Source organism: Herbiconiux liangxiaofengii (assembly GCF_041927335.1).
Classification (GTDB): Bacteria; Actinomycetota; Actinomycetes; order Actinomycetales; family Microbacteriaceae; genus Herbiconiux; species Herbiconiux liangxiaofengii.
Window position 1 is genome coordinate 127,771 of sequence record NZ_JBHFHD010000010.1, and the last position, 13,594, is coordinate 141,364.

General features: G+C 70.6%; 11 protein-coding genes. 5 read left to right on the forward strand and 6 right to left on the reverse strand.

The annotated features are described in order from the left end of the window. Positions 1 to 46 precede the first annotated feature (46 nt). The 5 genes from ACEXOR_RS11235 to ACEXOR_RS11255 form a co-directional block, all read right to left on the reverse strand. Entirely contained in the window at positions 47 to 910 is an 864-nt protein-coding gene (locus ACEXOR_RS11235; RefSeq protein WP_374849726.1) for a type IV toxin-antitoxin system AbiEi family antitoxin domain-containing protein, read from the reverse strand. A 69-nt stretch (positions 911 to 979) separates the two neighbouring features. Next, positions 980 to 2,716, reverse strand: a complete 1,737-nt coding sequence (locus ACEXOR_RS11240; protein WP_374849727.1) for a dipeptide ABC transporter ATP-binding protein — start codon at positions 2,714 to 2,716, stop codon at positions 980 to 982. Next, complete coding sequence (locus tag ACEXOR_RS11245) at positions 2,713 to 3,549, reverse strand: ABC transporter permease (protein WP_374849728.1); 837 nt, start codon at positions 3,547 to 3,549, stop codon at positions 2,713 to 2,715. Before ACEXOR_RS11245 ends, ACEXOR_RS11240 begins: the two co-directional genes overlap by 4 nt. 92 nt (positions 3,550 to 3,641) lie before the next feature. Continuing rightward, a complete protein-coding gene (locus tag ACEXOR_RS11250) occupies positions 3,642 to 4,589 on the reverse strand; it encodes an ABC transporter permease (RefSeq protein ID WP_374849729.1) in 948 nt (315 codons plus the stop codon). 1 nt (position 4,590) lies between these two features. Beyond that, positions 4,591 to 6,246, reverse strand: a complete 1,656-nt coding sequence (locus tag ACEXOR_RS11255; RefSeq protein ID WP_374849730.1) for an ABC transporter substrate-binding protein — start codon at positions 6,244 to 6,246, stop codon at positions 4,591 to 4,593. 98 nt (positions 6,247 to 6,344) lie between these two features. On the opposite strand from ACEXOR_RS11255, the gene ACEXOR_RS11260 reads away from it, so the two are divergent. The 5 genes from ACEXOR_RS11260 (at position 6,345) to ndk (ending at position 12,769) form a co-directional block, all read left to right on the forward strand. Beyond that, the gene (locus tag ACEXOR_RS11260; protein ID WP_374849731.1) at positions 6,345 to 6,920 is read left to right on the forward strand and encodes a TetR family transcriptional regulator; all 576 of its coding nucleotides are present in this window, start codon (positions 6,345 to 6,347) and stop codon (positions 6,918 to 6,920) included. A 233-nt stretch (positions 6,921 to 7,153) separates the two neighbouring features. Next, positions 7,154 to 10,483 (forward strand): isoleucine--tRNA ligase, encoded by a 3,330-nt coding sequence (gene ileS / locus ACEXOR_RS11265; RefSeq protein WP_374849732.1) that lies wholly within the window; start codon positions 7,154 to 7,156, stop codon positions 10,481 to 10,483. Positions 10,484 to 10,610: 127 nt separating this feature from the next. Continuing rightward, a complete protein-coding gene (locus ACEXOR_RS11270) occupies positions 10,611 to 11,960 on the forward strand; it encodes a bifunctional folylpolyglutamate synthase/dihydrofolate synthase (protein WP_374849897.1) in 1,350 nt (449 codons plus the stop codon). Next, positions 11,957 to 12,322, forward strand: coding sequence for a DUF4233 domain-containing protein (locus ACEXOR_RS11275; RefSeq protein ID WP_374849733.1), 366 nt, complete (start codon positions 11,957 to 11,959; stop codon positions 12,320 to 12,322). The genes ACEXOR_RS11270 and ACEXOR_RS11275 overlap by 4 nt, the downstream gene beginning before the upstream one ends. Before the next feature lie 24 nt (positions 12,323 to 12,346). Next, entirely contained in the window at positions 12,347 to 12,769 is a 423-nt protein-coding gene (gene ndk, locus ACEXOR_RS11280) for a nucleoside-diphosphate kinase (RefSeq protein WP_374849734.1), read from the forward strand. 60 nt (positions 12,770 to 12,829) lie between these two features. Here the strand turns inward: ndk and ACEXOR_RS11285 are convergent, their stop codons facing one another. Then, the gene (locus tag ACEXOR_RS11285; RefSeq protein WP_374849735.1) at positions 12,830 to 13,444 is read right to left on the reverse strand and encodes a vitamin K epoxide reductase family protein; all 615 of its coding nucleotides are present in this window, start codon (positions 13,442 to 13,444) and stop codon (positions 12,830 to 12,832) included. Positions 13,445 to 13,594 lie beyond the last annotated feature (150 nt).

Sequence of the window (13,594 nt, forward strand, 5' to 3'; positions counted from 1 at the left end):
CGCGTTCGTAGCGGAGGAGAATGCGGCCGTCGAGGCTATATACGCCTCATCGACGCGATTCTCCTCCCGTACGAACGGGCCACCGGTGCTCATCCCTCCGAATGAGGCCGAGCAGCACCTCCTCGCACGCTTCCCAGTCGTGCATCACCTGCGTGTAGCTCAGCCGCACCACGCGGTAACCGCGGCGGGTGAGCTCGAGATCGCGCCGGCGATCCTCGGTGAAGGCCTCCCGGGTCGAGTGCCAGCGGTGACCGTCGACCTCGAGCACCAGCCGGTCGCCGAGCAGCAGGTCGACGAAGCCGACACCCGCGATGTGCACCTGACTGCGAAGCCGCACTCGCCGGCTGGTCAGGCGGAGCCGCGCCTTCGATTCCAGACCCGAGCCCGACGCCGGATCGACCCGGTCGAGGTAACGACGATGGGAGGCCGACAAGGGTGCCAGCACCTCGTGCAGCGTCGCCCGCGTCACCAGCCCCAGTCGGAGAGCCGAGTCGAGAGACACGATCGCGTCGACCTGGGGCTGGCACATCACTGAGACCGCCAGCGCCGACGCGAACGAATCGATGGCGGTACCGGTATGCGGCAGCAACCCGGTTCGATGCAGACGGGTGGAGGTGCCCGAGGATTTCGAGCGACCGGCGTGGGGCGGAACCCGCACGTGCCGCCGGTCGTCGTGGGCGCACCAGACCCCGTACCGCACGAGCACCGACGTGCAGGTGAGCGCTCCGCCCACCGCCGCTGACGCCACCAGCTCCGGATCGGCCCGTGGCAGGGCGACCCAGCCCCGTCGCACCCGCACGAGGTCGCCCCGGCGCACCGCGGCCGTCACCTGGCGGACCGGCACTCCCAGGCCTGCCAGCTCGACGGTGGAGGCGACGCCGCCGCGTGACTCGAGCACCTCGAAGAGCATCCATCGACTGTGGGGCCCGCATCGCGGTGGTGTCTGGCCGCCCGCGGATCTGTGGAGGGATCGCGCCCGTTACGTGCCTGGGGAGAAGCCTCGGGGCCGGCGGGGGAGACGGGGGGCCGCGGCCAGGAGTTCGCGGGTGTACGGGTGCGCGGGGGCGGCGAAGACGTCGGCCGTCGATCCGGACTCGAGCACGCGGCCGTCACGCATGACCGCGATCGTGTCGCTCATGTGCTGGATGACGCCGAGGTCGTGCGAGATGAGCAGCAGGCTGAGTCCGCGTTCGCGCTGCAGGCGGTCGAGCAGGTCGAGCACCTGCGCCTGGATCGAGACGTCCAGCGCCGAGACCGGCTCGTCGCAGACGAGCACCTCGGGGTCGGGGGCGAGCGCTCGGGCGATGGCGACCCGCTGACGCTGGCCTCCCGAGAGCTGCAACGGCCGGGCCGCGGCGACCGCCTCGGAGAGGTCGACGGATGCGAGCAGGCCTGCCACCGCATCCGTCGACCCGGCGGCGTCGGCGAGGATGGCGCCCACGGTGAGCCGCGGGTCGAACGACGACAGCGGGTCCTGGTAGATCGCGCCGATGCGGTGACGCCGGGGCCGGCGGTCGCGCTCGAGGGCGGGCACCCAGGGCTCCCCGGCGAGCAGCACGGTGCCGGCGTCGGGCCGCTCGAGGGCCAGCGCGATGCGGGCGACCGTGGTCTTGCCCGACCCCGACTCGCCCACGAGCCCCAGGGTGCGCCCCCGCTCGAGCACCAGCGACACGTCGTCGACCGCCACCCGCGAGGGCATCCCGCCCCGCCCCGCGAACGTCTTGCTCACGCCCCGAACCTCGAGCACCGCGCCCCCCGCCCCGCCGCCCTCGGGGGTGGGGGCAGCGGGGGAGCGGGCAGAGAGCGGCGTGTGGCGCGGCACGCCCGTGGGCACGGCGCGCAGCAGCGCTCGTGTGTACTCGGTGCGCGGGTCGCCGAGCACCTGGTCGACGGGCCCCGCCTCCACGACCCGCCCGCCCTGCATCACCAGCAGGTCGTCGGCGATGCGCGACACCACCGCCAGGTCGTGGCTGATGAACAGCAGCCCGGTGCCGCGCGCCTTGATGGCCGAGAACAGCTCGAGGATCTGCGCCTGCACCGTCGTGTCGAGCGCCGTGGTGGGTTCGTCGGCGATCACGAGCGCGGGGTCTGCCGCCAGTGCCGAGGCGATCAACGCGCGCTGCCGCAGCCCCCCCGACAGCTCGCCCGAACGCAGGCCGCGCCGCACGGCCGGCTCGGGCATCCCCACCGATTCGAGCAGGTCGAGCACGCGCGCGCGGCGCTCGGCGGGGGAGAGTCGCGTGTGCAGCCGCAGCGCGTCGTCGATCTCGCGGCCGATCGGGCGCAGCGGGTCCAGCGACACGAGCGCGTCCTGCACCACGAGTCCCACCTGCCGCCCCCGGATGCGCCGCCACTCGGCGGCCGAGATCCCGCGCGCCACCCCGTCGGCGTCCACCCGCCCGAGAACGGATGCGCCACCCACCTCGAGCGTCTTTGCCGCCACCCACGATCCCGCCCCGGCCAGTCCCACCAGGGCCCGCGCGGTCACCGACTTGCCCGACCCCGACTCACCCACGATCGCCAGCGCCCGCCCCGCCCGCAGCTCGAACGACACCCCGTCGACCACGGCCTCCCCGCGCCGCATTCCGCGCCCTCCGAACCCCACCCGGAGCCCTTCGGCCCGGACGAGCACCCGCGCGCCACCCTCGACCCCGCCGGCCCCCTCGTCGACCGCGTCAGCGAAACCCGCGCGCTGCCGGGCCTCGTCTGCGCTCATCGCGCACCCCGTCGCTGCAGCGTGCGGCCGAGCACCGTGCTCGCCACCGCCACGAGCACGATCACGAGGCCCGGGAAGAATGTCATCCACCACGCCGTCGCCAGGTAGTTCTTGCCCGCGAACAGCATCGCGCCCCACTCCGCCGCCGGGGGTTCCGCACCGAGCCCGAGGTAGCTGAGCGCCGCGGCCCAGACGATGGCCTGTCCCACCCCGAGCGTCACGAGCACGAACACGGGCGCGAGCGCGTTGGGCACGATGTGCCGCAGCAGGATGCGTCCCCGCGACCGGCCCAGCACCACCGCCGCCTCCACGTACGGCGACGCCGCCACCGACCGCGCCTGCGCCCGGATGATCCGCGCGTACCCCGGCGCCGTCGCGAGCCCCACGGCGATGGTGGACGTCACCACACCCGGCCCGTAGACCGTGATCACGAGCAGCGCGAGCAGCAGTCCGGGAAAAGCGAACAGCACCTCCAGTAGGCGGCTCACCCCGAAGTCGACCACCCGCCCGCCGAGGGCTGCGAGCAGTCCGAGCACGACGGCCAGCCCCACCCCGATCGCGGTGGCGGCCACGCCGATCACGAGCGAGGCGCCGGCGCCGTGCACCACACGGGTGTAGATGTCGCGCCCCGATTCGTCGGTGCCGAACGGATGCCCCCAGCCCGGTGCACCGAACGCGGCCGCAGGGTCGATCGCGAGCGGGTCGCCCGGCGCGAGCAGCCAGGGCGCCACGGCGGCCACCACGAACACGACGAGCACCACCAGCGACACCCACTGCCCCACCCCGAGCATCCGCCACCCAGCGCCCGCGCCACGCCCTCCCTTGTCGCGCATCCCGTCATCCACCCGTCGCAAATCGCCCTCGACCCGCCCCGCAAAGGGCGGTTCGCGACGGTTCGGCGAGGGGGAGGAGGGTGTGGGCAGCGTCACGAGAAGGCCCCCGCGGTACGCGGGTCGGCGACGCGGGTCGCCGCATCCGTCAGCACCGTCATCAGCACGTAGCCCGACGCCACCACGAGCACCACGCCCACCACCACCGGCACGTCGCGCAGCTGCACCGCGTTCAGCAGGGTGCGCCCGAGCCCGGGCCGGGCGAAGATCGTCTCCACCACCACGGCCCCCGAGACGAGCCAGCCGAACGCCCACCCGGACAGCGCGATGCCCGGCAGCGCGCCGTGCCGGAGCACGTGCCGCCAGCGCACCCCGCTCTCGCTCTCGCCGCGCGCCCGCGCCGACAGCACGAACGGCGCGGCCAGAGCATCGAGCACCGACTCGCGCATCACCTGCCCGAGAAACCCGGCGAGCGGCAGCGCCAGCGTCAGCACCGGCAGCACGAGCCCGATCGGTCCCGCCGTGCTCACGGCCGGCAGCCAGCCGAGCCCCGTGCTGAACACGAGCACCAGCACGGTGGCCAGCCAGAAGTGCGGAACCGCCGCCGCCACGATCTCCAGCGTCGACCCCACGGCCGCCGCCACCCGCCCGCCGCGGGTCGACCACACCGCGAGCCCCAGCGCGATCACCCACGCCAGCGCGAGCGAGAGCACCGCGAGCAGCAGCGTGCCCCCGATCTGCGACCCGATGATGCCGGCCACCGGCGTGCGCAGCGAGTACGACGACCCGAGATCGCCGGTGGCGAGCCGACCGAGCTGGCTGAGGTACTGCGTGAACAACGGCTGGTCGAGCCCGTAGTCGGCGCGCACCTGCGCGAGCGCCTCGGGCGAGGCCTGCGATCCCGGCCCGCCGAGAATGGCCTGTGCCGGGTCGCCCGGGATGAGCCGCAGCCCGAAGAAGGTCAGTGTCGCAGCGGCCCACAGCACGAACACGGCCCCGCCGAGCGACACCGCGACGCGCCGCGCGACGAGACCCGGGCGCACGTTACTCCGCGATCCAGGCGTCGCCGAAGTACGGGATCTGCAGCGTCGGCAGCAGCGACAGCCCCTGCACCTGGTCGCGGTACCCGATCTTCTGCAGGTGGTCGTAAAGCGGCAGCACGTACGCGCCGTCGGCGAGGATCTTCTGCGCCTTCTCGTACAGCTCGGCCCGCTCGTCGGACGAGCTCGTCTGCCCGGCCGTGCGCACGGCGTCGTCGAGCTCGGGGATCGACACGTGCGAGTGGTTCGGGTGGTAGCCCGACGGCGCCGGCTGGATGTTGTCGGAGTCGTACAGGATGCGCAGCACGTCGGCCGAATTCTTCGTGTAGATGGCGCTCGTCACCCCGAAGTCCCAGGAGGCCAGGGCCGCGTACCAGCTCGACAGGTCCATCGGATGCAGCTCCACGTCGAAGCCCACGGCCTTCGTGGTGGCCTGGATCTGCTCGAACAGCGACACCTCGGCCGGGATGGACTGGTTCGTCGACACCGGGAAGTCGACCGTCAACCGCTCGCCGTCTTTCGTGCGGTAGCCCTCGGAGTCGCGCGTGGTCCAGCCGGCCTCGTCGAGCAGGTCGTTCGCCTTGTCGGTGTCGATGGCGTAGTCCTCCTCGAACGAAGCGCCATAAGGCGTCGACGACGACAGCACCGAGTACGACCGCTCGACCGTGCCGAAGAACAGGCTCTGGATGCCCGGGTTCACGTCGGCGGAGGCGATGAACGCCTTCCGCACCCGCTCGTCGTCGAAGGGGGCGTAGCCGGAGTTCAGCTCGAGCCGGATGGACGCACCGGGCAGCGCTCCGGTGAGCACCCCGAGTCCGGTGCCCTCCGCCGACGCCGCCACCACGTTGTCGGGCTGCATCTCGTCGATCGCGTCGACCTCGCCCGACTGCAGGGCCGCGAATCGCGTGGCCGGGTCGGGGATGAACCGCCAGACGATCTCCGACAGGTAGGCCGGCCCCTCGTGCGCCGCGCCCGCGGGGGCGGACCTGTAGTCGTCGTTCCGCGTGAGGGTCACGTGATCCTGCTTCACCCACTCCGAGAACACGAACGGCCCGGTGCCGATCGGCGCCTCGCAGTTCGCGTCCATGCCCCGGGCGAGGCCCGCGGGCGACTCCATGGCGAGCCAGGTCTGCGCGAGCGACTCCAGCAGTGCGCTGTCGGGCTCGCTCAGCTCGAACCGGGCCACGGTGGGCGAGACCGCCTCCACCTTCGTCACCTTGCCGAGCGCCAGGATGGCGGTCGACGACGCGGTGGCCGGGTCTTTCATGTGCTCCACGTTGGCCACCACGGCGGCCGCGTCCATCGGGGTGCCGTCGGTGAAGGTGATGCCGTCGCGCAGCGTCACGTCCCAGCTCAGCCCGTCGGCGGAGGGTTCGCCCGACTCGGCCAGCCACGGCACGATGGCCCCGGTGTCGTCCTGCGAGAACAGCGACTCGAGCACGTTCGTGCCCACGAGCGCCTGCGGCATGTTGCCGCCCACGTGCGGGTCGAGGCAGGTCGGTTCGCCGAAGCCCGTGGCATAGGTGAGCGTTCCGCCCGACACCGGGGTCGAGGCGGGCGCTGCCGGGTCGTTCCCCGCCGAGCATCCGGCGAGCAGAAGAGCGGATGCCGTGGCGAGCCCCACGAGCGAGAGGGCATGTGATCGGGGGCGTGAGGGCACGGGGGGCCTGTTCTGTGTGGGATGGTGGGGGAGCGATCCGCTGTGATCGCCACCCAGTCTAATTCTTGTACGCGACCTATTTATTCCCGGAGGCGACGATGGCAGGCCGGCCCCGCGCGTCGTCCCAGCGGATGCTGGAGGAGGCCGCCTCCGAGCTCTTCCTCGAGCAGGGCTACGGCAAGACCACCATCGAGCAGATCGCCCGCCGTGCCGGCGTGAGCCGCAACACGTTCTTCAACTACTTCCCGGCCAAGGCCGACCTGCTCTGGGTGGAGCTCGACGCGAGCCTGGCGGCGCTGACGGATGCCCTCTCGAACGCCCCGGCCGACGCCGACCCGCTGGCATCCGTCGAGACCGCGCTCGCCACCACCGCCGACGGCTTCACGCCCGACCGGGCACCGCTCGTGCTCACGCAGTGGCAGGTGATGGGCGTCGACGAGGAGCTCAAGGCCGCGGGGCTCGCCCGCGCACTTGCCCACGCCGACGCCATCGAGCGCCACCTCGCCGGCCGGGGCGTCGATCCGCTGCGGGCCAGGGCGATCGCGCTGGCGACGATCGGTGCCGCCGCCGCCGCCGTGGGCCGGTGGGCGGCCGACGGACCGGAGCGCCGGCCGCTCGGCGACTATCTGACGAAGGTCGTGCATCCTGTGCTGCGGGGCTTCGACATCGGTTAGAATCGCCTACTGAACGACTGTGAACCGGCCATCACCGGGGAGTCTTCGGAAGAACGGCACCAGTGTCATCGGTGCCCAGTAGAACCGAACGGGTCGGGCCCGTCACAGCCTATGAACGAGCGGTCGTCCGGTGCGCGAGCATCGGTCGGCAAGCGAGGTGGTACCACGGCGGGTGAGAACCGGCCGTCCTCGTGGAACAGGCAGCAGCACCGATCAGGCCGTCCAGGAGAACCATGACGTACCCCAAAGACTCCGACGAGTTCAGCTCCGTCGTCCCGTCTCCGAGCTTCCCCGCCGTCGAAGAGGGTGTGCTGGAGTTCTGGAAGAACGACGACACCTTCCGCGCGAGCATCGCGAACCGCGAGGGCGGCCCCGAGTGGGTGTTCTACGACGGCCCGCCGTTCGCGAACGGCCTCCCGCACTACGGCCACCTGCTCACCGGGTACGCCAAAGACGTCTTCCCGCGCTTCCAGACCATGCGCGGCAAGAAGGTCGACCGCCGCTTCGGCTGGGACACGCACGGCCTCCCCGCCGAGCTCGAGGCGATGAAGCAGCTCGGCATCACGGAGAAGAGCCAGATCGAGGAGATGGGCGTCGAGGTGTTCAACGACGCCTCGCGGAAGTCGGTGCTGAAGTACACCCGCGAATGGCAGGAGTACGTCACCCGCCAGGCGCGCTGGGTCGACTTCGACAACGACTACAAGACGCTCGACATCACGTTCATGGAGAGCGTGCTCTGGGCCTTCAAGCAGCTGCACACCAAGGGCCTCGCGTACGAGGGCTACCGGGTGCTGCCTTACTGCTGGAAGGACGAGACCCCGCTGTCCAACCACGAGCTGCGGATGGACGACGACGTCTACCAGATGCGTCAGGATCAGACCGTCACGGTCACCTTCCCGCTCGTCGGATCCCGCGCCGAGTCGCTCGGCCTCACCGCCGTGCGGGCGCTCGCCTGGACGACGACCCCGTGGACGCTGCCCACCAACATGGCGCTCGCGGTCGGGCCCGACATCGACTACGCCGTGGTTCCCGCGGGGCCGAACGGAACCTCCGACGCCGAGGTCGCCCGTGAGGGCGAGGGCGGCCAGCAGGTGCTCGTCGCCGACTACCTGCTCGCGGTCGACCTGGTGGGCAACTACGCCAAGGAGCTCGGCTACCACTCGGCCGACGAGGCCCGCGCATCCGTCACCCGCACGCTGAAGGGCCGTGAGCTCGAGGGTGTGGCCTACGACCGCCTCTGGGACTACTACGCCGACGCCGAGAAGTGGGGCACCCAGAACGCCTGGCAGATCCTGGTGGCCGACTACGTGTCCACCACCGACGGCACCGGCATCGTGCACCAGGCGCCGGCCTACGGCGAGGAGGATCAGAAGGTCTGCGAGGCCGCCGGCATCCCCGTCATCATCTCCGTCGACGACGGTGGCCGCTTCCTCTCCACCGTGCACGACGTCGAGGGCCTGCAGGTGTTCGACGCCAACAAGCCACTCACGCAGCTGCTCAAGGCCCAGGGCCGGCTCTTCCGCCAGGCGAGCTACGAGCACAGCTACCCGCACTGCTGGCGCTGCCGCAATCCGCTCATCTACAAGGCGGTGTCGAGCTGGTTCGTGCGCGTCACCACCATCCGCGACCGGATGGAAGACCTGAACCAGCAGATCGAGTGGGTGCCCGAGAACGTCAAGGACGGCCAGTTCGGCAAGTGGCTCTCCGGGGCCCGCGACTGGTCGATCTCACGCAACCGTTACTGGGGCTCGCCCATCCCGGTGTGGAAGAGCGACGACCCCGAGTACCCTCGCGTGGATGTCTACGGTTCTCTCGAGGAGCTCGAGCGCGACTTCGGCCGCCTGCCACTGAACCGCGACGGTCAGCCCGACCTGCACCGCCCGTTCATCGACGACCTCACCCGCCCGAACCCCGACGACCCCACCGGCCGCTCGACGATGCGCCGCATCTCCGACGTGTTCGACGTGTGGTTCGACTCGGGTTCGATGCCGTTCGCCCAGGTGCACTACCCGTTCGAGAACCAGGACTGGTTCCGCACCCACAGCCCCGCCGACTTCATCGTCGAGTACATCGGGCAGACCCGCGGCTGGTTCTACGTGATGCACGTGCTCTCGACCGCCCTGTTCGACCGGCCCGCCTTCCGCAACGTCATCAGTCACGGCATCGTGCTCGGCTCCGACGGCCAGAAGATGTCGAAGTCGCTGCGCAACTACCCCGACGTCTCCGAGGTGTTCGACCGCGACGGCTCGGATGCGATGCGCTGGTTCCTGATGTCGAGCTCGGTGCTGCGCGGCGGCAACCTCGTCGTCACCGAGGAGGGCATCCGCCAGGGCGTGCGCGAGCTGCTCCTGCCGCTCTGGAGCACCTATTACTTCTTCACCCTCTACGCCAACAGCGCCCAGGAGGGCGGCTACGAGGCCCGGTGGCGCACCGACTCCACCGACGTGCTCGACCGCTACCTTCTCGCCAAGACGCGAGAACTCGTGCAGAGCGTCACGGCCGACCTCGAGGGCCTCGACGCCACCGTCGCGTCGGCCACCCTCCGCGACTTCGCCGACGTGCTCACCAACTGGTACGTGCGCCGGTCACGCGACCGGTTCTGGTCGGGCGACGACCACGCGGCCTTCGACACCCTCTACACGGTGCTCGAGACGGTCACCCGGGTGGCGGCCCCGCTCATCCCGCTCGTCTCCGACGCCATGTGGAAGGGCCTGACCGGCGGTCGCAGTGTTCATCTCACCGACTGGCCCGACGAGAACGACTTCCCGGCGGATGCGGGGCTCGTGCACACCATGGACACCGTGCGCGCCATCTCGTCGACCGCGCTGTCGCTGCGCAAGCAGAACGGTCTGCGGGTGCGCCTGCCGCTGGCCGGCCTCACGATCGTCACCGACGACGCGGCGAACCTCGAGCAGTTCGAGGGCATCCTGCGCGACGAGTTGAACGTGAAGTCGGTGACCTTCGTCGACCAGCACACCACCAGCGCGGCCGAGTTCGGCATCACCTCCCGCCTCACCGTGAACGCCCGCGTGGCGGGGCCGCGCCTCGGCAAGAGCGTGCAGCAGGCCATCAAGGGCGCCCGCTCGGGCGACTGGAACGAGACCAACGGCGTGGTGAACGCCGGTGGCATCGACCTGCTCGAGGGCGAGTACGAACTCGTGCTCGAGGCGGCCGCCGACTCGGCCGAGGGTGAATCCGGGCGCAGCAGCGCGCTGGCGCTGTTGCCCACGGGCGGTTTCGTGCTGCTCGACACCACGCTCACCCCCGAGCTCGAGGCCGAGGGGCTCGCGCGCGACGTGATCCGGGCGGTTCAGAACCAGCGGAAGCTCAGCAACCTCCTGGTGACGGATCGCATCCGGCTCCGGTTGAAGCTCGACGGCGACTCCCTGAGCGCGTTCACCGAGTTCCCGCAGTTGCTCGAGCTGGTGGCCGGAGAAGTGCTGGCGGCGGGTGTGCCGATCCTGGCGGAACTCACGGATGACGGGTCCGGCGAATCCGGGCAGTCCGTCGCGGTCGGGTCATCCGGTCGCGTGACGATCGAACTGGAGAACGCCCTTGTCTGACGACCACAACTTCTTCGGCGGCGACTTCGGCCCGCCCTCGGACGACCCGAACGACTCTGAGAGCGAGTTCGCCCCGAACACGGGCGACGACTTCCAGGGCGTCGGCCTCGACGCCCCCGACGAGTTCGTGGAGCAGGGCGACGCCGTCTACGAGGCTCTGCTGTCGCGCCTCGGCGAGGCGGCTCCCCAGCCCCGGCTCTCGGCCACCCGCCGGGTGGTGGAGCTTCTCGGCGACCCCCAGCAGTCCTACCCGATCATCCACATCACGGGCACGAACGGCAAGACCTCCACGAGCCGGCTGACCGAGAGCCTGCTCCGCGCGCTGGGGCTCCGCACCGGCCTGTTCACGAGTCCGCACCTCGAGCGGCTGAACGAGCGCATCATGGTCGACGGCGTGCCCATCTCCAACGAGGCTCTCGCGGCGAACTACGCCGACATCGAGCCGTTCCTCGAGCTCGTCGACTCCGAGCTCGAGGCTGCGGGCGAGCCGCACCTGACCTTCTTCGAGGCCCTGTCGGTGCTGGCATTCGCCTCGTTCGCCGAGGCGCCGGTCGACGTGGCCGTGATCGAGGTCGGGATGGGCGGCGAGTGGGACTCCACGAACGTCGCCGACGGCCAGGTGGCGGTGTTCACGCCCATCTCGCTCGATCACATGAACCGGCTCGGCGGCACGATCGCCGAGATCGCCCGCACCAAGTCGGGCATCGTGAAGCCTGCGGCGCAGGTGGTGTCGTCGCTGCAGCCGGCGGAGGCGCTGGGCGAGCTGGAGCGGGCGGCCGAGCTGTCCGAGGCCACCTTCGCGCTCGAGGGCACGGCCTTCCGGCTGCTGGAATCCACCGTGGCGGTGGGCGGCCAGGTGGTCTCCATCCAGGGGCTGGCAGGTACCTACCGCGAGGTCTTCCTGCCGATGTACGGCACCCACCAGGGCCACAACGCCGCGGTCGCGGTGGCGGCGGTCGAGTCGTTCGTGGGCGGCGGAACCCAGGCTCTCGCCGACGACGTGATCACCGAGGGGCTGGCGACGGCCACCTCGCCCGGCCGGCTGCAGCTCGTGGGCATCGAGCCCACCGTGCTGGTCGACGCCGCGCACAACCCGGGCGGGGCCCTTGCGCTCGCCCAGGCGGTGGGGGAGTACTTCACGTTCGACAAGGTGGTGGCCGTCGTGGGCATCCTCGCCGACAAAGACGTGGAGGGCATCATCCGCGCCCTGGACCCGGTGGTGTCGGAGTTCGTCGTGACCACCAGCTCCTCCGAGCGCTCGATCGACCCCGACGAGCTGGCGTCGATCGTGGTGGGCATCGCCGGCGCCGACCGCGTGCTGGTGGAGCCCGACCTCGAGTCGGCCCTCGACCAGGCCCGCGAGATCGCGGGCGAGACGGAGAAGGGTGCCGTGCTCGTCACCGGCTCCATCACGCTCGTCGGCGAGGCCATCAGCCGAGCCGCCGCCGAGGGGTGGAAGGGCGAGGCGTCCGAGTGAGGGGCGCATCCGTCCGGCAGAGTCTCGCGTCGATCGTGCTCGGCTTCGAGTCGATCGTGATGTTCTTCGCGGCGCTGGTGATCTTCGGTCTCAAGGCGCTGCCGGCCCCGCTGGCGCTGGGCGGGGGAGCGGCGCTCTGCCTGCTGTTGATCGCGAACGTGGCACTGCTGAAGTTCCGCTGGGGCTACGCGCTCGGCTGGGTTCTGCAGGCCGTCATCGTGGCCACCTGCTTCCTGGTGCCCACCCTCGCCATCGTCGCAGCGATCTTCATCGGCCTGTGGGTGTACTGCATGATCAAGGGCGCCCAGATCGACCGTGAGAAGGCGGCCTGGGCCGCCGCCCAGCGCGACGACGACGCCTGAGCCGGTTCGCTAGGGTTGGTCACCATGACCACCTACGTCGAAGAAACGCTCGTTCTCGTCAAGCCCGACGGCGTCGCCCGCAACCTCACCGGTGAGATCCTCCGCCGCATCGAGGCCAAGGGCTACCAGCTCGTCGACATCCGTCTGCTCCAGCCCGAACGCGAACTGCTCGCCGCGCACTACGAGGAACACCAGGGCAAGCCCTTCTACGAACCCCTCGTGGAGTTCATGGAGTCGGGCCCGGTCGTCGCCCTGCGCATCGCGGGCAACCGCGTGATCGAGGGCTTCCGCTCGCTCGCCGGCACCACCGACCCCACCACCGCGGCTCCCGGCACCATCCGCGGCGACCTCGGCCGCGACTGGGGCCTGAAGGTGCAGCAGAACCTCGTGCACGGCAGCGACTCGCCCGAGTCGGCGCAGCGCGAGCTCGCCCTCTGGTTCTCCTGACCGCCGGCCGGGCCCGGCGACGCACTCGCGCCCGGGCCCGGGCCGCATCCGTCGTTCTCGTCAGAGCGTCTGCAGGATGGTGGTGACGGCGTCCAGCCGCAGCTGCGCCAGCACCACGACCACCAGGTAGCTCAGCAGCACCAGCGTCCACACGAACGGGTACACCACGGCCGCCACCTCGCGGCTCGAGCGGCCGTTGCCGAAGTGGCCCTGCTTGACGTTGTAGGCCGTCACGTACCAGAACATCGGGATGACGCTGGCCCACACGAGCATGCAATAGGGGCAGAGCGTGCCGAGCACGAAGATGCTCACCGACATCAGCCAGACGATGAACGCCACCGCCGCCACGAAACCCAGGTTGAACAGCACCCAGAACCACTTCGCGAACCGGGCACCGGCCAGGATGGCCATGCCCACCACGATCGGCGCCACGAACGCGGCCACGCCGATGATGGGGTTGGGGAACCCGAACACCGAGCCCTGGCTGCTCGCCATGTTGGGCCCACAGGTCACCAGGGGCGAGATGTTGCAGCTCGGCACGTAGTCGGGGTTGATCAGCGTCTGGATCTTCTCCAGCGTCAGATCGAACGAGGAGTACCAGCCCAGCACTCCCGCCACGATCAGCAGCAGAGCCAGCCCGATCGGGCGACGGTAGGGAACGGTTTCGGCAGGCACGACGTCAGTATCGCAGAGCGCGTTCGCGAGCATTCTGGGAATGCGTGCGATAATCGACGGAGGTTTTGGTGATCGTCACGAAAACCGCAACGAAGACTTTTCGGGCTCATCGTCCCGGGGCTGCGCCAGCGCGGTCCCTCGAGGCGTCAG

What these genes read in the sequence shown, in the direction of transcription:
- ACEXOR_RS11245 (WP_374849728.1), bottom strand. Translation starts at nt 3,549, where the DNA reads ATGCGCGACAAGGGAGGGCGTGGCGCGGGCGCTGGGTGGCGGATGCTC.
- ACEXOR_RS11235 (WP_374849726.1), bottom strand. Translation starts at nt 910, where the DNA reads ATGCTCTTCGAGGTGCTCGAGTCACGCGGCGGCGTCGCCTCCACCGTC.
- ACEXOR_RS11260 (WP_374849731.1), top strand. Translation starts at nt 6,345, where the DNA reads ATGGCAGGCCGGCCCCGCGCGTCGTCCCAGCGGATGCTGGAGGAGGCC.
- ACEXOR_RS11240 (WP_374849727.1), bottom strand. Translation starts at nt 2,716, where the DNA reads ATGAGCGCAGACGAGGCCCGGCAGCGCGCGGGTTTCGCTGACGCGGTC.
- ndk (WP_374849734.1), top strand. Translation starts at nt 12,347, where the DNA reads ATGACCACCTACGTCGAAGAAACGCTCGTTCTCGTCAAGCCCGACGGC.
- ileS (WP_374849732.1), top strand. Translation starts at nt 7,154, where the DNA reads ATGACGTACCCCAAAGACTCCGACGAGTTCAGCTCCGTCGTCCCGTCT.